Consider the following 23,833-nt stretch of genomic DNA (forward strand, 5'->3'; position numbering starts at 1 on the left):
AGGTTATTTTGATGCTGGTTTATGTCGGATGCTGCTGGAATCAAATCAGTGATTCTTTAGTGGGAATCGGACTGTTTGAAGCAACCGAATCGGACATCATCAAACTGGCGGTATAATAACATACTATCCCTGATCCGGAACGGCAGAAATTTGATGTTTCCGCATATCCTCCTGCCGGGCATGGGCTTCCTTCATTCGGTTCCAGCGCGACTCCCTTGATGCCACAAGCCAGATCCAAAGCACTCCGGCAATAATGAGTCCGGCGGAATAGATCCAGATAGCCTGCCGTAGTGTCAACAGGCCAAACTCCATAATCAATGAGGCTCCGGTAACCGACAGTGCCTGCAAGGAGGTAAACAGCAGCCACTCCGAGCTGAAGATTCGTCCGCGAAACGCGTCCGGTGACCGCTGTTGCAGCAGAACGGTGCTCATCACCCAGTTGGCGCCGGATCCACAGTGCGCCAGAAACACCAGGATCAGCATTACCCAGGCGATCCCGATGGAGCCGATAACCAGGTAGAACAAACCGGCGGAGATCATCGCCAGCCCCATCATCCTGACCCAGTTGCGTTCGTCACTGAAATAGCGTCTCACCAGAACGGGCCCGACGGCCGTTCCGAACCCCCGGCTGGCATACAGCAAACCGAGCCCGATGCTGCCCATCAGCAGGATTTCTTCCGAGACCAGAATCAGCATATACACCAACGCTCCCAGAAAGAACGTAATAGTGCCTTTGGCCAGGGCCGGCCTGAGAATATGCGGGTTGGAAAAAATGAAACGATAGCCGTCGATAATGCCACTGACCGGGTTGCTCAGGGACTGCATCGTCTGTTCATCCCGGTGATGCGGGATGGTCGCCTTGAAAATAAACCAGGTGGACAGGATATATCCGGTTCCGTTGATGACAAAGACGGCATCGGTACCGAACCAGGCGGTGGCCAGGCCGCCAATTCCCATGCCGGTGGTAAAAATGATGCTCCAGGACAGATTGGAAATGATGTTGGCCTTCACCAGCTCGTCCCCGCTGGTGATGTTGGGTATGGAGGCCTGTTTGGCGGGTTCAAAGATGGAAGCGAAGCCCATCTGCATGGTGGTAAGCACATACACCAGCCAGAGCAGCGAGGGATCGCGCACAAAGAGGAAACTGAGCACAACCGCTCCGCGCCCGAAGTCGCAGATTATCATGAGCATGCGGCGGTCGTACCGGTCGGCGAGGTACCCGGCGTAGGGAGAAAGTGCGGCAAAGGCCAGGAACTTGGTGACAATGACCAGCCCCAGCAGGAATTCGGAATCGGAGTACTCAAGGACGATGGTGAACACCGCAATTACCCCGAACCAGTCACCGAAATTGGAAATAATCTGACTCAGCCACACCCTTCGGAACTGATGGTTGCTGCGCAGTACATGAAGATATGGCTGGAGTTTACTCAAGACTTTCCTGTGCTTCCAAAACCGCCGACTCCCCGTTCGGTTTCAGGAAGTTCCTGCACACCGGTCACAATAGCCCTGGTTACCGGTGCGAATACCATTTGGGCGATGCGGTCGCCGTGTTCGATGGTAAAAGGCTCCTCACCCAGGTTTATCGCCAGCACTTTGACTTCGCCACGATAGTCGGCGTCGATGGTTCCGGGGGTATTAAGCATGGTGATTCCGTGTTTGTAGGCCAGCCCGCTGCGCGGCCGGATCTGGGCTTCGTAGCCTCGCTGAATGGCCATCTGGAGGCCGGTGGGAATCAGGGCGCGTTCACCGGGTTTCAGAACCACCGGCCGGCCGGGTGCGGCCCGCAGGTCCATTCCGGCCGAATCCGGCGTTGCGTAGGCGGGAAGGTCCAGGGATTCCGCGTGCGGCAGCTTTTTTATCATTACATGCATGAGTATCACACGAATATTTTAGGTGTCGGCCGGAGCCGTCAAATGGCATTACTACAAAAAGTTGATTCTCAAGATATCGGGATTCAACAGCCAATCAGGGCCAAATCGTTACCCCGGACCAGCGGGGAGATCCGGAGCGGAATTCTCCTCAGCGGATTAATACCGCTCGTACTCCACGAGTCTGACCCTCACGCTGCCCAGCCAGATACTGACTCTGGCTTCCAGCGGTATGCGCAGCTCGTCGTCGCGGAAATAGGCTTCAAATTCTCCTGAAAAGCCGAAGGGTCCTTCGAAATCGGCATTTCCCTCCATATAGTATGCAGAGATGGCTTCATCCGGAAATGCTTTCGATTCATAAGGTTCCTTTCGGCTGGTGAAAGCCATTTCGATTTCAGAGGCCTCATGGTCAATATAGATCGGGTAGGTTCGGTTGCTGTCGGTTCCGGCAAATAAACGGGCGTAGAACATGATGGCGGGTCCGCTGTCGGACGGTCGATCGAGATCCAGCGTATCCACCGGTTCCCCTTCCTCGAAGCTGTAGACCCTGCCCTGTTCGTAATCATAATCATAGAGATACCGTTCCATCATGTCGTGGTGCAGGCTGTTCTGCCAGAATCGCACACCATAGGGAACGGAGTCGTTGAAGGCGATATAGCTGTGGTAATGCACCTCACGATAGCCCACCAGGGGCAGGCGTCGGTTGGAGACCATCTCGGTGACCAGATGCCTCACCGGGGTGTCCCGGTAGACGGTATCCCTTTCAACATACACATGTACATTGCCGAGCCGCAGAAATCCGTATCTCACTTCGTAGGTGAACCGCTCGTTGAGGTGTTCCAGCACCTCCATGCTGGGCGGGCCCGCGCCGGTGCTTTCGGTGTGATTGTTGCCCATAGCAATGCTTCCACCGATTCCGGATGCGATAAAAAACAGGCCGGCCACTCCAAGAGCCACTACGATGGATAACGGTCGCGGCATTACAGGCTTTCCTCCAGGAATATTTCGATGGCGTCTTCATCAAAACCCACCAGTACGGCATCCCCGTAGCGAAGAACCGGCCTTTTGATCATGGTCTGATGCTCCAGGAGCACATCAAACAGGTCGTTGTCGGAAAGTTCTTTATCCGCCAGACCCAACATCTTCCACTTGCGGCCGCGGCGGTTGACCAGTGTGTCCAGCCCCGCCTTCATCACCAGGTCGGCGAGTTCGTTCGGCGTTAGCGGATCCTTCTTCACGTCACGGAAGGAATACTCAATTCCCTGTTCTTCCAGCCAGTCTCTGGTTTTTTTTATGGTATTACAATTGGTTATGCCAATTACTTCCAACATAATTCGTTATTTTTGAGTTACCGCTTCCCCGGGGCATGCCGGATTTCTCATTCCCCGGGTTGCGGGCCTGAACCTGTTTTGTGACACCGGCCAAATATACTGTAGCACTGCAACATCCGGCCCACAGGAAATTACATATTATCGCATGAAACCCCATGTCGATTTTTTAAAATGACCATGAACCGATACAACACTGAAGCACCACTCCTGGCGTTCCTTTTTGCTGCCATCATGATTTCGGCGGCCGCGATGGGATGCAGCCGCAGCGAGGATCAGATAGAATTCGAGCGAAACGCCTTCCGCACACCGGAAAACTTCACCCGGGTATCGTCCGGCGGGGTGGTGGATACCAGCCATGTTGATGACAGCGACTGGCAGATCGGACCCATGTTCCGGATGTTCATAGAGGTGGAAATTCCCGCTTTCCCCAATCCCACCGAAGATCAGCGTGTGGAAATTGAGCTTTTTGCTACCGGCAGCGGTACTATTGAAGGAATATACGCAATGGCTTACCCCGATATGCACGACCTCAGCTACCGAAGGTTGCTCGATGCGGAAGAGCGGACCATCCGTGCGGCGGAACGGGTGGTACTCAGCTTTGAGCCGGCCGACTTCGCCTACAATGGTGTCTACAGGGTGGCCCAGCAGACCAACAACGGGTTGCATCGGGTATTCATCTTCGACCGCAACAACAATCTGATCACCTACGGTGACGTCCAGCTTTTGTAACCATGAGCAACATAACCGAAAGCCAGAGAAGCATTTTGCAGCAGCTGATCTATCCCGAATCGTACCACCATATCCGGGAAGAGACGGGGCTCAGTCCGGGTGAGGTGCGGGACGACCTGACCACCCTGCTGCATCTCAACATGATCGAGGTGTACGAAGGCTTTGGTGGCAATATTGGGCAAAAAGTCCGACATTTCGACAACGACCATCCCGAGTCGTTCTTCTATCGAGCTACAAAAAGCGGCCTGAACGCCATGCACCGGTAGCTTCCATTTTCTGTAACTACACAATCACCCGTATCATTGGACAAATTTGTAATCCTGGGCGGAAGCCCACTGAAGGGGACTATTTCTGTCAGCGGTTCGAAAAATGCCGCCCTGCCGCTCATGGCCGCCGCACTGCTGGCCGATGCTCCCGTCACCATCACCAACATCCCGCTTCTCAAGGACATTTTCACCTTCAACAAGGTGATCTCGGTAACCGGTGCCGGCTTGTCCTTTGATGAGGATCGAAGGGAGCTGACCATCGACCCGACATCATTGACTTCGTACGAGGCGCCCTATGAACAGGTTCGCAAGATGCGGGCGTCGTTTTACATGGCCGGAGCGCTGCTTGGAGCTGCGGGGTATGCCCGTGTATCATTACCGGGGGGATGTGCCTGGGGTCCGAGGCCGGTGAATCTCCACCTGGAAGGGTTGACCGCCCTTGGTGCCGAAATTGAAATGGATCAGGGCTATGTGATTGCCAGGGCACCAAACGGGAGGCTGCCCGGCGGCACGTTTGAGCTGAAGCCCAGCAGCGTCGGGGCAACGGTGAATTTGGTTTTGGCGGCAGTCCGGGCCCGGAAAACCTCCGTGATCCGCAATGCGGCCATGGAGCCGGATGTCGTGAACCTCTGTGACAACCTGAATCGGCTCGGGGCACGCATCGAAGGCGCGGGCACGCCCGTCATTACCGTGGAAGGTGTCGAACGACTGGAAGGCGGCCGCATGGACAACACCCCCGACCGCATCGAAACCGGTACGTTCATGATCGCAGCGGCCATGCTGCCGGGGTCGGACCTGACCCTCACCCACACCCTCCGGGAGGATCTCGGCTCCTTCACCGAAACCTTTGCCAGACTGAATACCGGACTCGACCTTGCGGAGAACACCATCCGGGTCCGTGCCGCCGATACCATCCCCCCTGTGTCTGTTGAAACGGCCATATACCCCGGTTTTCCAACGGATTTGCAGGCCCAATGGGCGACGATGATGACCCAGGCGAAGGGCCTGTCCACAATCACCGACCACATTTACCCCGACCGTTTCAGCTATGTTCCGGAGCTGAACCGCCTGGGTGCGGATGTGCGGCGCAACGACAATCGGGCGACTATTTACGGGAAGTCACACCTCAAGGGGGCGTCGGTGATGAGTACCGACCTCAGGGCAAGCGTGAGCCTGGTGATGGCCGGGATGGCCGCAGAGGGCGAGACCGAAGTGCTTCGCGTCTACCACCTTGACCGAGGCTACGAAGCGCTGGAGAAGAAACTCAACGGTGTCGGTGCGCAGATCCGCCGTGAATCGGAATAACCTCCCGGAGTCCCGGTGCGAGACGAAAGTGACAGTCTGGCCGTAGTCAAAGTGCATATGAAGACTCAAAGACAGGGTGTCATTATTCCGGTATTTACATTATATTGTCATCCAAAGTATCGGTGTTTTTCCGACACATCGCCGCCGGGACAATGAGACCTCCTAACCGAAAACATTCCGGCCGCAGCCCCCGATACCCAGCATTTTTATCATAAGCGAAACAGGATATACACATTGATCCCTCTTCTCTCGGATCTCTGATTGGATGACCGGTGAACAAGACCCGGCACGATGGTTGCCGCTATCGGCGACGAAAAACCGGAGAAGAAATCAGCACACATCTGTTATCGCCCTTTTTACAGGAATTATACGCAAAGCAGAATCGCATGTACGAGTCAAACAACAGTTTTCCAATGACATTATCGGCATACAGAAATCCAATTTCCCTCCCAATCAGAGATTTGGTTTTTGATTCCTGCATCGTCTGCTTTTCAAACTGGAATCCACATGAAAAACCAAATCATTATTCACGCGGCAGCAAATCAAACCCGCGTAGCCCTGATTGAAAATGGTGAATTAGCCCAATTATTCATAGAGTCCCCTGAAAACCAACGTACCGTTGGTAATATTTACCTTGCGGAAGTCCACAAGGTGATGGCCGGTATTCGCGCCGCGTTCATCAACATGGGTACTCAGAAAGACGCCTTTCTTCACTTCTCCGACACCGGCGAGCATCTTGAGGATTACCTTGTGATGCTGAACGGCAAGGAGGCGGTTCCCGATCAGAACCAGCAAAATGCCCGCGTACGCAATATCAAAGGCTCCGGCAGCGGGTCGGTGACCGACGAACAGAACCGTGCCGGCGCGTTGCTGCAATCAAAGCAGAGAGTGCTGGTACAGATAGTCAAGGAGCCGATCGGCTCCAAAGGACCCCGCGTATCGACCAATATCACGGTAGCAGGCCGGTTTCTGGTACTCATTCCGATGGGCGAATACGTTGCGGTTTCCAAACGCATCCGTAGCCACCGTGAGCGCCGGCGCCTGCGAAGCTGCATCTCCTCCGTACTGCCGGACGGATTCGGGGTTATTGTACGGACTCTTGCCGAAAAACAGAGCGAAGAAGCGCTTCACGAAGACCTCAAGGATGTGCTCGACAAGTGGAACAATATACTTGATAAACTGAAAGAGGCGCGCCCTCCCGCCCTTCTGCATCAGGATATGGACATGACCGAGAGTCTCGTTCGTGACCTGTTCGCCAAAGATTACAGCAGAATCCTCATAGACGATGCCAAAATCTACCGGTCGATCAAATCCTACGTCTCCCGGGTTGCTCCGAACATGGTTCCCAACATCGAGTTGTACAAGGGATCGGAGCACATTTTCGACTATATGAAAATCTCCAAAGACGTAGAGTCGGTGTTCAGCCCCAGGGTCAAGATGCCCAGCGGCGGCTATCTTATTTTCGAGCAGACCGAAGCAATGTACGTGGTTGATGTGAACTCCGGCCGATACGCCGCCAAGCGGGAGCAGGAGGAAAACTCGTTGAGAACCAACCTTGAGTCGGCCCGGGAAATTGCCAAACAGCTGCGCCTGCGCGATATCGGCGGTATCATCGTTGTGGATTTCATCGACCTGCGGGAGGACTCCAACCGAAAGAAGGTATTTGACGAGCTGAAGCGTGAGTTCCGGAAAGACCGCGCCAAGACCAACGTACTGCCTATGAGCGACTTCGGACTGGTTCAGATTACGCGGCAGCGCATCCGGCCCAGTGTCGTCAAATCGGTTTCCAAAGTCTGCCCCATGTGCGGCGGCTCGGGCAGCATTGTCTCCCAGAACACCATCTTCGCAGACATCGAAGGATGGCTTACGAAATTCAAGTACAACTACAAGGGTCAATATTCGCTGGATCTTCATCTGAATCCGTACGTGAAATCGATGCTTCAAAAAGGCTGGGTCAGTCAGCGTATTAAATGGTTTTTCTCCTACCGGCTGAATGTGAACCTCGTCAGCGAAGACACCCTTTCCATGAACGACTTCAAGTTCATGCTGCCCAACTCGGAGATTGAAATCACAGATACGGTGCTCAACGATCAGCCTCTGGACAAGGCCATCACCGAGGCGAACCTGGACGAGGAAGCGGGGAGGCAGAAAAAAGAAGACGACCCCGGCCTCGACTACTTCAGGAAGGAACAAAAAAAGGCAGATGGCGGTCAACAGGCCGAAAGAAGCACAAGAGGTACGGCCAATCAGCGCGGCGGCGCCCCTGACAAGAAGAAACACGGAGAGTCCAAATCCGGTGGTGGTACTCCTTCCGGAGGTGGTCGCAAAGAGCGTCCCGACAGTACAAAAACCCGGCGTTCCGACACCAAGGCCAAATACTTCAAGTCCTCGAAAGAATCCGGCGAATCCCCTTCCGGTGACCAGGGGGGAAAATCACAAAGGAACCCCGGACCTCAGCAAGGATCCGGCAAGGACCGCAACAACCCTGCACCTTCTGAGCAGCAGGATAGAAAAAGTTCCTCCAGCAACACATCCAAAGAACAGCCCGGTGAAAAAAAATCGGACAGGGTGATCGATTCACAAAATGAAGCTGTTAAAGGAGAAACTGCGGCTGCCAAATCCGGAAGTTCTCGGGAACCGGAGCAGGAGGACAACTCTCACCTGCCCTCGGCCATTGAAGTTGCCCGCAGGCATCGCATCGAAAAGGAGAAAGCCCGGGAGGCGGACAGGCTAAATGTAGAAAAGGAGACATCGCCCGGAGCTCAGAACGATAAAAACGAAGCCGGTCAAAACAACGAAAACGCGGATAGCGGCTCAAAAGTCAAAGATAACGACAGCCGGAAAACCGAAACTGCCAGGGAGACCAGCCAAAGCGATACCGGTCCAGGCGGTGAAAACGGACAAAATGAGCCGGAGCACGACTCCCGAAACAAATCAAAATCATAGACAACCGGAGTACCATGTCATTTCAACTGGATGCCACCACGGTCATTGGAATTATCCACGAAGGCAAGGCCTGCATCGGTGGCGACGGACAAGCTACCCTGGACAAGGTGGTCATGAAAGCCAATGTGCAGAAAGTCCGCTTTCTTCACGACAAACAGGTGCTTGCCGGATTTGCCGGTTCTACCGCCGATGCCTTCACCCTTTTCGAACTGTTTGAGGACAAACTCAACCAGTATAACGGCACGATCGAGCGCGCCGCGGTGGAGCTGGCCAAGGAGTGGCGACGTGACCGCTACCTGCGCCGTCTTGAAGCGCTCCTGGCGGTAATGAACAAGGATCGAGGACTGCTCATTTCGGGCCAGGGTGATGTTATTGAACCGGACGATCACATTCTGGCTATCGGAAGCGGCGGCTCCTACGCGCAGGCGGCAGCCCGGGCGCTGAAAAGCAAGGCGGCCCATCTCTCGGCCCGGGAAATGGTCGAGGAATCACTGAATATCGCCGCAGACATCTGTATCTACACCAATCATAATTTAACACTGCTTGACCTTGAGTAATCTTACCCTCCTCCACAACGAATCAAATCTGACACCCCGCCAGATTGTTGAAGCGCTGGACGTATACATCATCGGTCAGAGCGAAGCCAAGAAATCGGTTGCCATCGCGTTGCGAAACCGTTGGCGAAGGCTGAATTCGGACGAGTCAATTCGCGACGAGATTGTCCCGAACAACATCATCCTGATCGGTCCGACCGGAGTGGGGAAAACGGAAATCGCCCGCCGGCTGGCCAAACTGGCCAAAGCGCCGTTTGTGAAAGTGGAAGCCTCCAAGTATACCGAGGTCGGCTATGTGGGCCGTGATGTCGAATCCATGATCCGCGACCTCACCGACATCGCCGTGTCGATGGTCAAGTCGGAGATGCAGCAGCGGGTGGTAAAAAAGGCCTCGGAGCTTGTTGAGGAGCGTATACTGGATCTGCTCATACCGCCGATGAAAAAATCGCGCGGAGAATCCCGCACCGGCTTTCAGTCCACCGACAGTACCTTCGACCCCGATCATGCCGGAGATGAGGAGCTCAACCAGCGCACACGGGAGAAGTTCCGTGAAAAGCTCCGGAACGGAGATTTGGAAGACCGCAAGATCGAGATTCAGGTACAGCCCTCCGGGCAAAACCCCATGATGCAGATCTTCGGGCCCGGCGGCATGGAAGAGATGGGGGTTAACCTGCAGGATATGCTCGGGAACCTGACCAAATCCCGCAGCAAGAAACGTCAGATGAAGATCAGCGATGCCAGGCCGATTCTGCTCAATGAAGAGACCGAGAAGCTGATCGACCACGATGCCGCGACCGGCGAGGCGATCGACCGGGTACAGAACTCCGGCATTGTCTTTATCGATGAAATTGACAAGGTAGCGGCAGGATCATCCGGCGACGGCAGAGGCGGCCCGGATGTCAGCCGCCAGGGAGTGCAGCGCGACATGCTTCCGATTGTGGAAGGGTCCAATGTCTCCACCAAACACGGCATGGTAAAGACCGACCACATCCTGTTCATCGCATCCGGCGCGTTTCATACGGCAAAGCCGTCTGACCTGATCCCCGAACTTCAGGGCCGATTCCCCATCCGCGTGGAGATGGACTCACTCACCGAGGAGGATTTTTACAACATCCTCACCCGTCCAAAAAACGCACTCACCAAGCAGTATGTCGCAATGCTGAAAAGTGAGAAAGTGGATCTGGAGTTCACCGACGAAGCCATCCGTGAAATCGCCCGGGTCGCCGCCCAGGTCAACGCATCGGTCGAAAACATAGGCGCCCGGCGGCTTCACACCATCCTCTCGACGGTGCTGGAAGAGTTGCAGTTCTCCATTCCCGACGACATCAGCAGCGGGAAGATCACCATCGACAAATCATACGTGGACAAGCAGCTTGAGCGGCTCACCAGAGACAAAGACCTCAGCCATTACATTTTATAAAGCACCGGTTTCATTACATTCCATGATGAAACTTTTTCGAACCGACGAGGTATAGTCATAAAGTCGTGCATGGAACGCTCCCTTATCATTACATCCCCATCGTCCATTGGAATGAATGATAATTCGGGATAACAATGTTATCAGGGAAGCGTTAAAATGAATGTAATTATCTGAATACGAAATCCAACCCTTCTCGCATAATGAGTCTGAAACGATTTGTAACTCCGCCGCTGGTTTCCATCCTGGTACTCTCCTTTCTTTACATCAGCGGTCTGGACCGGGTCACGACCAGTAACAATTCCCACGAAATCAATCTCCGGAAGTACACCGAAGTCCAGAGTAAAATATATGAGAATCATGTGGATGAAATCAGCATCCTGGATTTGCATGTCAACAGTCTGAAGGGTTTTGTCGGGAATATCGCGGACACCACCCTGGATATTTCAGGCACGCCGCTCGACACCACATTCGCCGACCCTGATTTCTCTATCGGCTCCCTGCGTGAATCGGTTTCCCGTTTTGAACGCGCCTACCTGTTCCTCAAGAACAACTCTTCGGAGGAGGAAGACATGGTAGCCCGCACCGAAGACGCCATTAACGCGATGTTCCGGCCCCTCGATCCGCATTCGGTCTATATCGAGCCGGAAACCAGCGAGCGTATTCAGGATGAGTTCTCCGCCAGATTTGAAGGCGTCGGTATACAGTTTCAGGTCATTGACGATACGATTACGGTGATTTCCGCAATTTCCAACGGACCAAGCGACCAGCTCGGAATCCGGTCAGGCGATCGGATCGTCACCATCGACGGCGAAAGCTCCGTAGGGTTCAGTGAGCAGGATGTGGTGAGCAGCCTCAGAGGTCCCAAGGGAACCCAGGTGAATGTCGGTATCCTGCGGCCCGGCATCGATCGGATGCTGGATTTTGAAATCACCAGGGATGAGATACCGCTCTACACGCTTGACAGCTCCTACATGCTGGATGAAAAAACCGGCTATATACGCGTTAACCGCTTCGCCGCAACCACGCACCAGGAATTCACCGAGGCGATGACCGACCTCCGGCGGGAGAATATGGAGCGGCTGATCCTCGACCTCAGAGGAAACCCCGGCGGCTATCTGGAGCAGGCCGTGAGAATGACCAACGACTTTTTCCCCAGAGGCACCCGTCTTGTGGCAACACAAAGTCGCCACTCGCGCTTCACTTCGGAGTACCGGGCCCGCTACAACGGCCCATACCGCGATATTCCGCTCATCGTACTGGTGGATGAAGGGTCGGCATCCGGAAGTGAAATCGTCAGCGGCGCTATTCAGGACCACGACCGCGGGCTGGTCGTAGGGCGACGAACCTTCGGCAAAGGACTGGTTCAACAGCAGTACGAACTCCCCGACAAAAGTAACATCCGTATTACCATCTCGCGATATCTCACGCCGAGCGGACGGGAAATTCAGAAACCCTACAAGGATGGCCGCGAGCAGTATGCCTATGAAATCTATGCGCGGGACCGTCAGGACGCCAGTGGAGATGTCAGCAAATTCATCCAGAATGTCCCCGATTCGCTGCGGTACACAACCTCGGCCGGCCGTGAAGTGTTTGGCGGCGGCGGAGTGGTGCCGGACCATATCGTCGATCTCGAGCCCACCAACGAGCTGTTTGTGCTGATGCGGCGGAACAACGTCGGTTCGACTTTCGTCCGCGAATACATCGACCGTAAAGGCGAGTCTTTCCGGGACGAATGGCTGGAGCGCTTTGACGATTACCGAAGTGATTTCAGCTGGTCGGAGAGCAACCGGAACGAGTTCGTCAGCCGGCTTGAAAGCAAGGGACTGGTGGTTGCGGATACCGTCACGGCCGCCCGCATGGAGGATGACAAGCTCTACCTGAACCAGGAACTGCTGAAGGAGCAGCTTACCATACCCCTGGGTTTCATGAAAGCGGATCTTTCCCGCCAGGTCTGGGGAAATGAGTATTTCTATCCCGTGATCAATGACGAGGTGGATGATATGGTGCGCATCGCCCTGACACTCTGGCCAGAAGTTCAGGAACTCAGGGTTATGCGTGAAAGCATCGAGGAGCGCTGGTAGCCGGCCGAATCCATCCGTTTTTAGGGGCTCTGTTCCCCTCACCGGCATTCCAGCAACGCCAGCAGAGCACAGACCGCCGTCTCCGCGCGCAGACGGGCACTGCCAAGGCTCACTTCTCCCGCCCCGGCGGTAACCGCGTCAGCTATCTCCTCTTCGGAGAAACCACCCTCGGGACCCACCAGCAGCAACGACGGAGCATCATTACTCCTTCCTGCGGATGGATCCTGCAGCCCGGACTCCTCGCTTGACAGATGAGCCATTAGCACCTGCCGGCCGGGGCCGTAATCCAAAAGTACCGATTTGAAATCATCACGCTCCTCCCACGCCGGAAGGTGGCAGCGGCGACTCTGTTTCATGGCCGAAAGGATGGTTGCGGCAACCCGTGACGGACGAATTCCTGTTTTTTCGGCATGGTCGGAGTGAACCAGTACGATACGCGATGCCCCGAGTTCCACCGCTTTTTCGATAGCAAACTCCAGCCGGTCGCGCTGTTTGATGACTCCCATGGCAAGAATCCGGTCCGGTCCGGGCGGTATCGCCACCCGCGAAATCACCTCTCCGGTCACGGACTTCCTGTCGGCATGTGTCAGCCTTACCTCCAGCAGGTTTCCCGTGCCATCGGTTACCTGCACGAGATCCCCGGCCCGTTTTCTGAGCACCCGGACCATGTGATGCGCCTCCTCCTCCGGAAACACGATGTGGTCAGACCGACTCTGCTCCGGGGGCACATAAAACAGAAAATGTGAATCCATAGGTAAAATCTCCCGGTGTCATTCCCGGAAATGCTTCCCAAGCTTCAGTGACTGGCCCTGATAATTGCTTTTCAGATCCTGTCCGTAGAGATCATCCGGCAGTACGGTATTCGGCTCAAACACCATCCGAAAAAACGTCTGGCCGTCCTCAACGAGGAACGGAACGTCGTGAGAGCGCACTTCCAGTACCGCCTTGGCTCCGCCCTGGTCGACATCCCCCCCGAACCCGCTGTCGAAAAAGCCGGCGTAGTGGGTACGCAGTTCGCCGGAACCGGTATCGTAGGGAACCATTTCCGCGGCGAGATGGCGCGGGATACGGCAACGCTCCCTGGAGGCAAAAATGTAGAACGCCTCCGGTTCCAGGATCATGTAATCGTCCTTGCGGGCATAAATGGGGTCCCAAAATTCCCGGACGCCGTAACAGCCGGTTCTATCAAGATCGATAAGGTCGCGGTGCTTTTTGGCCTTGTACCCGACGATATCTCCCTCCTTTCCCTGGAGGCTGACCCTCATGAAAAGTCCGTCGCGGACATTCAGGTCATCCACCGGCAGCGCTATACCCTCTTCGTTAAACAGGATCGGGTCCTTGATATGGGTGTGCAGAATATCCTGGTCGCTTAGCATTGCCTGGCCATGTCGAATCCGCAGCTGATTGAGCCGCTGACCGGTTTTAACCCGCACCGGGAATGATTTCGGAACAACTTCCAGGTAGAGCTCGCCCCGGTATCCGCCCATGATTTCCTCAAAGCGATGCGAATAGTCGGTGATCAGCCGGGTGAAGATGTCGAGCCGTCCGGTGCTGCTTTTGGGATTGGCCTTGGCGGTAAGCGGCACTTCGGTGGAGAGCGTGCCCATCGATCCGCCGTCGAACAGGCCGGGCGGCGGAAGCTCAAGAGTTTCCAGCAGCGGAATCAGATAGGCGCAATTCTGTTCCAGCACCGCCCCGTCCCGGATGTCCAGGGTATGCTGGGTGAGGCGTTCCATTTTGCTTTGCACCGTCTCGTTTTCCGGCAGAAAGCTGCATCTGACACGGTAGGCGGTGGTGCCCAACCGCAAATCCAGGGAGTTGGGCTGAAACTGATCCTTCCGGATGGGATAGTCCGGGTGTGACCGTATGATCCCCAGGTCGCACAATTTCCTCAGATGCTGAATGGGCAGGATGCCGCGGGTGCGGATGGAGAGTGAGCCGGACATGTTACCCGGTTTATCGGCGGCTGTTTTGCTCATTTCGGATCCACCCCGGCCAGTTCATGGATGATCTTCCACTCCTGCTCGGTCACCGGCTGAATGGAAAGTCTGCTTCCCTTGCGAATGACCATCATATCCTCCAGGCCCGGTGTCTCCTTGATCTGCTCGCGGGTTACCGGCGGATCGAATTTCGCCGTGAACTGCACATCCACCAGAATCCACCGGGGGTTGTCTTTCGAGCTTTTCGGGTCGAAGTATTTGGAGCCGGGGTCAAACTGGGATGGATCGGGATAAGGTTCGCCGGCAACATTCATCGTACCGACAACCGCCAGCGGTTTCGCTCTCGAATGGTAGAACAGTACTCCGTCACCCACTTTCATCTCATCCCGCATGAAGTTCCTTGCCTGGTAGTTACGGATTCCCTCCCAATAGGTGGTGCCGTTTTCCCGGCTGATCAGGTCGTCGATGCTGAATTCGTAGGGTTCCGACTTCATCAGCCAATAATTTCTCGCCATGGTCTCCTTCGTTTTAATCTGTGTGTTACGTTCGTGCCGCCTGGCTCAAGAATAGCGGTTGATGTACCAGGCAACGGTTTGCCGAAGCTGGTCTTCAAAATTCATTTTGGGCTTCCAGCCAAGTTCCCCGGATATTTTGGACGGATCGATGGCGTAGCGCAGATCGTGTCCCGCCCGGTCGGTTACAAAGCTGATGAGGTTGTTGTAATCGCCATCGGGGCCTTCGCCTTTCTCCTCATTCAGAAGGTTGCAGAGGAGCCGCACCAGGTCGATGTTCTTCCACTCGTTATGCCCGCCGATGATGTAGGTCTCCCCGGTCCTTCCGCGCTCAAACACATCCAGGATGGCGCTGCAATGATCATCCACATAGAGCCAGTCACGCACATTTTCCCCTTTGCCGTAGACCGGAATCGGCTCGTGCGCCAGCGCTTTCCGGATAACGGTGGGAATCAGCTTTTCGTCGTGCTGATGCGGACCGAAATTGTTTGAGCAGTTGGTGGTAACGACATTCATGCCGAAGGTTTTGTGATACGACCGCACCAGGAAGTCGCTTCCCGCTTTGGTGGCCGAGTAGGGAGAGTTCGGCGCGTAGGGTGTTTTTTCGGTGAATACCCCATCCCGGCCCAGCGATCCGTACACTTCGTCGGTGGATACATGCAGGAACCGTTTGGTGGCGAAGGTGTCGGGATCCTTGAGCCAGAACTGCCGGCACTCCTCCAGCAGGTTGAAGGTACCGACCACATTGGACATCACAAACGGTTCGGGTCCCTTGATGGAGTTGTCCACATGGGATTCGGCCGCCAGATGCATCACCGCGTCGGGACGAAATTCCCGGACAACTTTGCTGACGGTGCTGCGATCGACCAGGTCGGCCTGGACAAACCGGTAGGCCGGATTGCCCTCCACCGGTTTGAGGTACTCCGGATCGGATGCGTACGTCAGCTTGTCCAGGTTCAGGATTTCAAAATCATTCTGCTGCGAGAGCAGGAACAAAATCAGGTTTGAGCCGATAAAGCCGGCACCGCCGGTCACAATTAGTTTCATAGTAACGGATTTTTCAGGGTAAGGGGCCGTACATCCGGGGATAATCTCGGAAAGAACACGCCGGAAGCACAAATGGGCTATCTGTTGCCGGGAGCCGTTTAGTGCACATCCTGCCGACCGGTGACATCACCCCCCGAAATCATCGGACTTGAGTTCAGAAAGAAACGGAAGTTTTTGATCTTTTGCAGATAAAATGGGCGTCGAAGAGGGCCATTCGATTCCGATTTCCGGATCGTTCCAGCGAATGCCCCGTTCCCCTTCAGGGTGATAGTAATCGCTGCATTTGTAGAGGAAAGTCGCTTCCGCGGAGAGTACAAAAAAACCGTGTGCGAAACCCTCGGGGATGTAGAGCATCTCCTTGTTGGCTTCGGAGAGACGGCAGCTTACGTGCCTCCCGAATGTCGGGGAATTCCGGCGCACATCCACCGCTACATCCAGGATTTCGCCGGAGGTGACCATCACCAGTTTGGCCTGGGGCCGCTCTGCCTGGTAATGGAGCCCGCGCAAGGTACCCTGCACCGACCGCGATATGTTGTCCTGTATAAAACGCTTGTCAATTCCCGCTTGCTCAAACAATTCCTGTCGATATGTCTCTGCAAAAAAACCGCGGCGATCCTTGAAAATTTTGGGCCTGACCAGCACCACTTCTTCCAGTTCTGTGGGAACAAACTCCATTGCTGCTATTCTGTTAATTCGTTAATTATTTCGAAACCGGATTTCAGTCCGGCAGGTCCCGCATGAATTCCGCCAGCTCTTCCTGCCAGGGCAAAATACGTGATCCTTTTACTTCCGCCAATCTTTTGATGCACAATCGTGACCATTCCGGCCTGGCGGCTTTGGTCGGGTACTCCGAGGTCGGAATGGGGATCACCGAAACCGGGCCATGGTTCCGGTCGGTACCGTTTCCCCGGCTTCTGTGCTTTTCGAAGACGGCTTTGGCGAAATCGTACCATGTTGTCTCTCCCGCAGATGAAATGTGCCAGGTTCCCCGCTGTTCCGCTTCGATCAGAGCCATGGTATTGAGGACGGCGGGCCGGGTAAAGGTGGGACACCCGTGCTGGTCGTTGACTACGTTTATCTGTTTTTTTTCGCGAGCCAGTCTCAGCATGGTATGGATGAAATTATTGCCGTAATGGCCGCACAGCCAGGAAACCCGAACGATGAGATGCGGGCACCTTTCTTGCTGAATCGCCTTTTCCCCCATCCACTTGGTTTCACCGTACCTGTTCACGGGATGTGGCTCGGCGGCTTCCGGATACCCTTCAGGGTAGGCGGCGCGGTCTTCCAGCTTCCCGGCAAAAACATAATCCGTGGAGTAATGGACCAGCAGTGTGCCGTGGTCCGCGCATAGCCGGGCCAGATTGCCGGCAGCCACCGAATTGACCTTGCCGGCGGTAACCGCGTCCTCTTCGGCCTGGTCGACCGCCGTGTATGCCGCCGCATTGATTACAATATCCGGACGAAATTTCGCGATCACACCGCGCACCTCATCGGGACGGGTGATGTCCACCTCCTTGCGGGTACATGCTTTGTACGCATAGCCGTGGGTTTTGAGATACCGGGCCCATTCCGCGCCAAGCTGACCACCCGCGCCAAGGAGCAGCCAGCGCTGATTTTCAGGTGTCATCGGGTCCATATCCTGATTCGGGTTTGATTTAGGTTAGTTTTTGCGGTTAGCGGATGTAAAACAAAGGCTCTGTTTGCCGGCGGATCGTGCCGGCGACTCTGTCCTCTTCAGCGAGATCGTTCGCTTCAGCGTTTCCGTCTGTTTCAGCAAAACCGGCTGCTTCAGGGAATGCATTCTGCTGATCGATTACGGCTGTTTCAGCATAATAGGACATTCCCGCCAATTGCTAAAGGATGGCTTTCTGCTTCCGGGAGCAACAGCTGCAAGGAAACACCCTCTTATTGCGGCACAGCCCTGGCAACAAGTATCACCAATGATCCCGTATAATCTCTGGTAGCAATAAGATGGGCGTCATCGCCCATGCGGCACTGAAGTTTTTTGTAGAGCTGATCGACGGTCAGGGGAAAACCGCGCCGGTGAATATGTACGCAGCGCATGCCCATACCGGACAACCATTTATTGACTTGCTTCGGCTTGTACGGAAGTATTGCATCGACCCTGTACGTGCGTCCGGGAAAATCTTCGATTGTCCTGTTGCCGGTTAGATAACCGATCTCCGGATGTACTCGACGCAGGCCAAACCGTCCGGAGAGCGCATCAATCAGGCGCATTTTAAATAATGCCGGATCCGCTTCAAAAAGATATGTGCCGACAGCATCGACCTCGGGGGCGGGCGTGCCGGTTTGCTCCCCGGCCAGGCGAAACCGCACGGTACCATCTCTGTGAAGCAATACCGACTCAAATATAACAGCGGAACGGGCGGGCCGCGCCGGGTTGCAGTCAGCCAGCAGCTCCTTGACCTCACCATCGACCGAAATGGCCATCAGGCGCTCCGCATCAGGGAGCAACCGTGCTGTTTCGGCCGGATCCACCATCGGTGACAGCTTAATCAGGTAGCGGTCAGCTGAAGAGCGAAGCAGATCCAGGTGATCCAGCACCGGTGGATCGCTCTCCTGCAGAGCATACACACGTCGGCCGGAAAATCGGCGGGACGGATCGACGTAGATCAGCGAGCCTGTTCGAGGAACTTCCGGAGTGCCGGTGGTTTTTCCGATGGCTGCTGTGGATGGGGCCGAACCGTGTTCCGAACCCTGGCCGGCAAATGTGTGTGCATGGGTTTCAAGCCACCTGATCGCATCCCCACTGAAATATTTGATGCGGTCTGTCAGTTCCTGCAAGCGGTGATTATGCCGCGCCAGGCCGGCCAGCACGGTATTGCGCTCACAGTAAAATACGCGGGCACCCGCCGATGCCCATGCTGCGGAATCGATTCCGAGTCCGCCGGTAAGATCGGTCACCACGGCGGCGGGCCACTCCGAGGCCCTGAAAACGGCAGCGGCGAACCCGGATGACTGTTCAAGCGCCTCGCGGGTGTAGATCATTCCCGGTCGGTGAAACGCTCCGAGTTTTGATTCTGCCCTGGGGTAGCAATGCAGCTGGTCGGCGATCTCCCGGGCGGGGAAGTCTCCATTGTCACGAAAACGCAGCGCAAAGTCCGCCGGATCCGCATCCTGATGCTCCTCCAGCACTTCAAGCCAGTTCCTGCAAGCAATCAGCGGATGCGTTTCGGATGCCGGAGAATCAGGCATGGGGTACGGTTGGGTTGTTGTCAGTTATTCGCGGGCAGCAGCCGGTGAATAACACCCGGGTGCTCCACGGCGATATAAAGATAACCATCCGGGGCGAGACGTACATCACGAACCCTTCCAATTCCATCCAGCAGTTCTTCCTGTTCAATCACCTCTTCTCCGTCAAGCACCACCCGGTGGAGATACCTGGGAGCCAGGGTGCCGACCATGATGTCGCCCTGCCATCCGGGATACCGGTTGCCGGTTACAAATGCCATTCCGGACGGGGCGATGGAGGGCGTCCAGTGCAGAAGCGGCTGCTCCATACCATCTCTGGCGGTATCCGGTGTGATGATAGATCCGTCGTAATTGGTTCCGTGCGTGATTTCTGGCCAGCCGTAATTGAGTCCGGCCCCGATGATGTTGATTTCATCGCCGCCACGCGGACCGTGTTTGTGTGACCAGATTTCGCGGGTTTCCGGATGGATCGCCATCCCCTGGATATTTCGCAGGCCGTACGCGTAGATCTCCGGAAGCGCCCCGGGCTCATCAACAAACGGGTTATCGGACGGGACCGAGCCGTCGTCGTGCAGCCGGATGACCACAGCGGTGTGCGAATCCAGCTCCTGCGAGGACTCCATCACGCCCCGGTCACCAATGGAGAAATAGACATATCCGTCGTCGTCAAAAGCGATCCGGCTGCCGAAATGTTGCCCGGTATGATAGCCAGGGGTGCCGGTGAACAACTCCTGGAAATCAATGGCCCGGTTATCCTCAAGCCGGAATCGTGCCAGAGCGGTATTGGCTCCGCCTTGCGGCAGCGTCCGGGAATAGGTGACATAAATCCAGCCGTTCTCGTCATAATCGGGATGCAGAAGGATGTCGAGCATGCCGCCCTGTCCGCTGGCATACACCTCGGGGGTTCCTTCGATCGGTTCGGAACGGCGTTCCCCATTCTCAATGACATAAATTTCACCCGACCGCTCGGTTACGAGCACTTCTCCGTCGGGCAGGAATGCCATCGCCCAGGGAACCGAAAACCCTTCGGCGACGGTCTGAACATGAAAGCGCTGATCGCGGGACTCGACAACGTCCGGAGTCTCATCCGGCATCGGGAAATAAAACGTATCGCCTACCAGCGGATCCTCGTCTTCTATTCCCGAGTCAGACGCACATGCCTGCATTGTTAACGCTGAAAGGATGAGCAATGGAAGTAGCTTTTTCATAAGAAACTGCTTTTAGTGACGGGCCACACGGTGCAATCCCGCGTTTGCCCAATACAATTATTATTCGTAACTGATGGAAATAACTATTATTTTAAAGCATATTTATATTGAATTTGCAACAATAAACAAGGCAGTATCATTTCGATCGTTAATTATTGTTGTTTGAATTGGCAAGACCTGTTTTTATATGACACTTTTGCACACGTTCCACATACCGGTCATGGGAACCGGGCACTCAATCGACACTCCCATACGCGTAGCCCCTTTTGGAATTGATTCGGTTATCTCCGTTGTTGACGACCTTCTGGTTGAGCGCATCCGGAAATACTATGCCGGAGAATTTGACCTCCCTTTTGAAAGCATCCCCCGCAACGCCGAAGACGGGCGCGCACGACGTATCACCGCCTATCTGAACACAGTAGAAGAGGTGGTTCGCAAGAAGTTTGATGACATCTGCAGTCAGCCCTTCTTTTCGGATAACGACAAGGCCCGTTTCTTCGAAATGCTTCCGGACACATCCACCCTGAAAAACGGATGGCAGCAATTGATGGACATGGCCCCGTCGTTTGAACGCGAGGAGCTTGAGAAAAAGCTCACGCAAAGGATGAAACCCGGTTCCATCGATGTAAACATTATGGCCAAGGTGGATCGGCTCCTCAACAACGACGAGGGCAAGCCGCTCAGCAATGAATTCAGTGATGCCAATGCGGCATTTCGAGGTTTCGCGCGCAGCAATCTGCGTGCGTCCGTTATCCTGTCGGCCGGTTTCAATCCCCGTCTGTACAACTACATGTCCGAGTTCCGGGATTTCTATCGCGACGCCACCGGCGACTTGAAGAAACGCATTGTGCTGAAGGTCAGCGACTTCCGCTCAGCGCTTATACAGGGCAAGTTTCTGGCCAAGAAAGGATTGGAGATCTCGGAGTTCCGGATTGAGTCGGGTCTGAATTGCGGCGGACACGCGTTTGCATCCGAAGGCCAGCTGCTTCCGGTCATACTGCGTGAATTCCGGGACAAGAAAGACCAGCTGAACAAGACCTTCCAGCCGATGATCCGGTCGTTTTATGATAATATGGGCTGGGAGTATCCCGAGTCAGCCGCCGCCGAAGAGCCGCTGGTAACGGTTCAGGGAGGCATCGGCACCCATGGCGAGACGCGCCGCCTGATGGAGCAATACGGCATGGACAAAACCGGCTGGGCCACTCCGTTTCTGCTGGTACCGGAAGCGACTCCGGTGGACGGCCCCACACGTGAGCTGCTGCGCGATGCCGGAGAAGAGGATTTGTACCTGAGCGGGGTATCGCCGCTGGGCATTCCGTTCAACAATGTGCGCAATACCGGATCGGAAACCTGGACCAAAAACAGGGCGCAAACCGACAAACCCGGCTCACCGTGCCCGAAAGGATTCCTGCAGTTCAACACCGAGTTCACCGAGAACCCGATCTGCACGGCTTCGAGTCAGTATCAGCTGCTTAAAATTGATGAGATCAACCGGTCCGAGCTGGATGATGGCGAGAAAGAGAGCAAGCGCAACGCCGTACTGGAAAAGACCTGCCTGTGTGATCACCTGGGCAACGGAGCCCTGATCTCGCTGGGCATATTGAAGGAGCACCGCGGTCCGCAGGCGGTGTGCCCGGGTCCCAATCTGGCGTGGTTCAACCGGTTCTACTCGCTGCGCGAGATGATCGACCACATCTACGGGCGGGGCAAATCACTTGTTCCCGAAGAGCGGCCCCACATGTTCGCCAAGGAGATGTCGATGTACGTCGACTATGTCGGTGAACAGCTTCGGCAGCTCGATTTCTCGGATGCAAAGGCCGTCAAAAAGATCAAAACCCTCCGTGACAACCTGGTGGACAGCATGGTGTACTGCCGTGAACTGGCTTCTGGCGAACGGTACGGGGATGAAAATCTGATGTCGCTGATGGAGGCCGCCGACCGGGAGGAAAAACGCCTGCATCAACTGTTTGAAGCGGAGCCGGTTTTTGCCTGAGACAACCTGCGGATCCGGGCTGCACAGGCTACACTGCTTTTAGTTAAGTGATTGACAGACAGCCAGACCGTTGACCGGGGGTATCAGCCCTTGTAATCGCGAAGGGCACGGTGGATCTGGCGGGTGGCCTGCCGGATCCGGTGGATGTTCTCCACCAGACTCATTCGAACGTACCCTTCGCCCGCTTCACCGAATCCGGTTCCGGGCGTTACCAGCACTTCGGCTTCATCGAGCAGCCACTCTGCAAAACGGTAGGAGCCCATTTTCCGGAAGGCTTCCGGTATCTGGGCCCAGACAAACATGGCGCCCCGCTGAAGCGGAACATCCCATCCCGCCCTGGCAAGACCTTCGATCATGGCGTCGCGCCGAAGCTCGTACTTGTGGGCCAGTTCCCGCACCTCCGACTGGTCTTTTTTCAGAGACACGATAGCCGCCACCTGGATTGGAGTAAACATGCCATAATCGAAAAAAGCCTTTATACGCGATAGCATTGCGATGATTTCGGCATTGCCGAGGCAAAAACCCACACGCCACCCGGCCATGTTATAGGACTTGCTCATGGTAAAGAACTCCACGGCAATATCGCGTGCGCCGGGAACCTGCATGACGCTGGGCGCCTTGTAATCACCGAATGTGATGTCCTTGTAGGCAAAATCATGGATCAGGATAACCGACTCAGCCCGGCACCAGGCGACCATCTTCTCGAAAAAGGGCAATTCAACCGTGATTCCCGTAGGGTTGTGGGGATAGTTCAGATAGAGAACCTTGGGACGCTCATCCAGCTTTTCCAGAGACCGGATAAGCTCATCGGCGTCATTGGTCACCGGAATATTGATAACCCTGGCCCCGGCGATCACCGCGCTCCACATATGCACCGGGAAATAGGGCTCCGGTACCACACAGGTATCACCGGCACCCAGCAGCGCCAGCGACAGGTGCGATAATCCCTCCTTGCTGCCGATGGTGGAGATGATTTCGGTTTCGGCGTCCAGATCGACATTGTACCAACTTTTGTAGTGGGTAGCCACCGCTCTAAGCAGATGAGGGATGCCGGTAGCGCGGGAATAGCGGTGCGACTTGTCATCCTCAAGGACCTCCCTGATTTTTTCCACCGCGTCGCGCGATGCGGGCATATCGGGGTTCCCCATGCCGAAGTCGATAATATCAACCCCCTCGGATCGCCGTTTCTGTTTCTCGGCATTCAGGCGGCCGAAGACATATTCCGGCAACTGACGCATCCGGTCGGCCGGTTTAATTACGGGTTTTTTATCCGTCATCATTCGGAATTAGCTGTATGTTTCTCTGGTAGTCAATTGCGCAATATACAAATAAGCTGGTTCTATGTGGACGGGAAAACCGGTACCTATCCATATTGAATAAACCGGTTTCGGTCGGCGCGTGCCGTTATCCTGTTCGTCCC

Annotated in this window: 21 protein-coding genes; 8 read left to right on the forward strand and 13 right to left on the reverse strand. The window is 55.2% G+C overall.

The window, feature by feature from the left end; translation table 11 throughout:
• Window positions 1-123 precede the first annotated feature (123 nt).
• The 4 genes from QA596_09905 to QA596_09920 form a co-directional block, all read right to left on the reverse strand.
• Window positions 124-1,431, reverse strand: coding sequence for an MFS transporter (locus QA596_09905; GenBank protein MDG5767779.1), 1,308 nt, complete (start codon window positions 1,429-1,431; stop codon window positions 124-126).
• On the reverse strand, window positions 1,428-1,862 hold the full coding sequence (dut, locus tag QA596_09910; protein ID MDG5767780.1) for a dUTP diphosphatase: 435 nt from the start codon (window positions 1,860-1,862) through the stop codon (window positions 1,428-1,430). Before dut ends, QA596_09905 begins: the two co-directional genes overlap by 4 nt.
• Before the next feature lie 165 nt (window positions 1,863-2,027).
• Window positions 2,028-2,849, reverse strand: coding sequence for a DUF3108 domain-containing protein (locus tag QA596_09915; protein ID MDG5767781.1), 822 nt, complete (start codon window positions 2,847-2,849; stop codon window positions 2,028-2,030).
• Window positions 2,849-3,199: an arsenate reductase family protein gene (locus QA596_09920; GenBank protein MDG5767782.1), complete on the reverse strand. Its 351-nt coding sequence runs from the start codon at window positions 3,197-3,199 to the stop codon at window positions 2,849-2,851. The genes QA596_09915 and QA596_09920 overlap by 1 nt, the downstream gene beginning before the upstream one ends.
• Before the next feature lie 177 nt (window positions 3,200-3,376).
• On the opposite strand from QA596_09920, the gene QA596_09925 reads away from it, so the two are divergent.
• The 7 genes from QA596_09925 (at window position 3,377) to QA596_09955 (ending at window position 12,500) form a co-directional block, all read left to right on the forward strand.
• A complete protein-coding gene (locus QA596_09925; protein MDG5767783.1) occupies window positions 3,377-3,928 on the forward strand; it encodes a hypothetical protein in 552 nt (183 codons plus the stop codon).
• Window positions 3,929-3,930: 2 nt separating this feature from the next.
• The gene (locus QA596_09930; GenBank protein ID MDG5767784.1) at window positions 3,931-4,194 is read left to right on the forward strand and encodes a hypothetical protein; all 264 of its coding nucleotides are present in this window, start codon (window positions 3,931-3,933) and stop codon (window positions 4,192-4,194) included.
• A 36-nt stretch (window positions 4,195-4,230) separates the two neighbouring features.
• Entirely contained in the window at window positions 4,231-5,499 is a 1,269-nt protein-coding gene (gene murA / locus QA596_09935; GenBank protein ID MDG5767785.1) for a UDP-N-acetylglucosamine 1-carboxyvinyltransferase, read from the forward strand.
• A 507-nt stretch (window positions 5,500-6,006) separates the two neighbouring features.
• Window positions 6,007-8,445: an Rne/Rng family ribonuclease gene (locus QA596_09940; GenBank protein ID MDG5767786.1), complete on the forward strand. Its 2,439-nt coding sequence runs from the start codon at window positions 6,007-6,009 to the stop codon at window positions 8,443-8,445.
• A gap of 14 nt (window positions 8,446-8,459) precedes the next feature.
• Window positions 8,460-9,002: an ATP-dependent protease subunit HslV gene (hslV, locus tag QA596_09945; protein ID MDG5767787.1), complete on the forward strand. Its 543-nt coding sequence runs from the start codon at window positions 8,460-8,462 to the stop codon at window positions 9,000-9,002.
• Entirely contained in the window at window positions 8,995-10,419 is a 1,425-nt protein-coding gene (gene hslU, locus QA596_09950; GenBank protein MDG5767788.1) for an ATP-dependent protease ATPase subunit HslU, read from the forward strand. The genes hslV and hslU overlap by 8 nt, the downstream gene beginning before the upstream one ends.
• A 200-nt stretch (window positions 10,420-10,619) precedes the next feature.
• The gene (locus QA596_09955; GenBank protein MDG5767789.1) at window positions 10,620-12,500 is read left to right on the forward strand and encodes a S41 family peptidase; all 1,881 of its coding nucleotides are present in this window, start codon (window positions 10,620-10,622) and stop codon (window positions 12,498-12,500) included.
• A gap of 38 nt (window positions 12,501-12,538) precedes the next feature.
• On the opposite strand, the gene QA596_09960 is transcribed toward QA596_09955, so the two are convergent.
• From QA596_09960 to QA596_09995, 8 genes are all read right to left on the reverse strand, one after another.
• Window positions 12,539-13,252 carry an RsmE family RNA methyltransferase gene (locus QA596_09960; GenBank protein ID MDG5767790.1) on the reverse strand — a complete coding sequence of 238 codons (714 nt, stop codon included), beginning with the start codon at window positions 13,250-13,252 and terminating at the stop codon, window positions 12,539-12,541.
• Between the two features lie 18 nt (window positions 13,253-13,270).
• Complete coding sequence (locus tag QA596_09965; GenBank protein MDG5767791.1) at window positions 13,271-14,479, reverse strand: 2'-deoxycytidine 5'-triphosphate deaminase; 1,209 nt, start codon at window positions 14,477-14,479, stop codon at window positions 13,271-13,273.
• Window positions 14,476-14,955 (reverse strand): EVE domain-containing protein, encoded by a 480-nt coding sequence (locus tag QA596_09970; protein MDG5767792.1) that lies wholly within the window; start codon window positions 14,953-14,955, stop codon window positions 14,476-14,478. Before QA596_09970 ends, QA596_09965 begins: the two co-directional genes overlap by 4 nt.
• 45 nt (window positions 14,956-15,000) lie before the next feature.
• Window positions 15,001-15,999, reverse strand: a complete 999-nt coding sequence (gene rfbB / locus QA596_09975; GenBank protein MDG5767793.1) for a dTDP-glucose 4,6-dehydratase — start codon at window positions 15,997-15,999, stop codon at window positions 15,001-15,003.
• 126 nt (window positions 16,000-16,125) lie between these two features.
• Window positions 16,126-16,674 carry a dTDP-4-dehydrorhamnose 3,5-epimerase gene (gene rfbC / locus QA596_09980; GenBank protein ID MDG5767794.1) on the reverse strand — a complete coding sequence of 183 codons (549 nt, stop codon included), beginning with the start codon at window positions 16,672-16,674 and terminating at the stop codon, window positions 16,126-16,128.
• A gap of 43 nt (window positions 16,675-16,717) precedes the next feature.
• A complete protein-coding gene (gene rfbD / locus QA596_09985) occupies window positions 16,718-17,626 on the reverse strand; it encodes a dTDP-4-dehydrorhamnose reductase (protein MDG5767795.1) in 909 nt (302 codons plus the stop codon).
• 278 nt (window positions 17,627-17,904) lie between these two features.
• Window positions 17,905-19,215, reverse strand: coding sequence for a class I SAM-dependent methyltransferase (locus QA596_09990; protein ID MDG5767796.1), 1,311 nt, complete (start codon window positions 19,213-19,215; stop codon window positions 17,905-17,907).
• Between the two features lie 20 nt (window positions 19,216-19,235).
• Complete coding sequence (locus QA596_09995; GenBank protein ID MDG5767797.1) at window positions 19,236-20,420, reverse strand: PQQ-dependent sugar dehydrogenase; 1,185 nt, start codon at window positions 20,418-20,420, stop codon at window positions 19,236-19,238.
• 187 nt (window positions 20,421-20,607) lie between these two features.
• Between QA596_09995 and QA596_10000 the strand changes: the two genes are divergently transcribed.
• Window positions 20,608-22,413, forward strand: a complete 1,806-nt coding sequence (locus QA596_10000; protein ID MDG5767798.1) for a hypothetical protein — start codon at window positions 20,608-20,610, stop codon at window positions 22,411-22,413.
• An 83-nt stretch (window positions 22,414-22,496) separates the two neighbouring features.
• Here the strand turns inward: QA596_10000 and QA596_10005 are convergent, their stop codons facing one another.
• The gene (locus QA596_10005) at window positions 22,497-23,693 is read right to left on the reverse strand and encodes an aminotransferase class I/II-fold pyridoxal phosphate-dependent enzyme (protein ID MDG5767799.1); all 1,197 of its coding nucleotides are present in this window, start codon (window positions 23,691-23,693) and stop codon (window positions 22,497-22,499) included.
• Window positions 23,694-23,833 lie beyond the last annotated feature (140 nt).

Source organism: Balneolales bacterium ANBcel1 (assembly GCA_029688905.1).
Lineage (GTDB): Bacteria > Bacteroidota > Rhodothermia > Balneolales > Natronogracilivirgulaceae > SLLW01.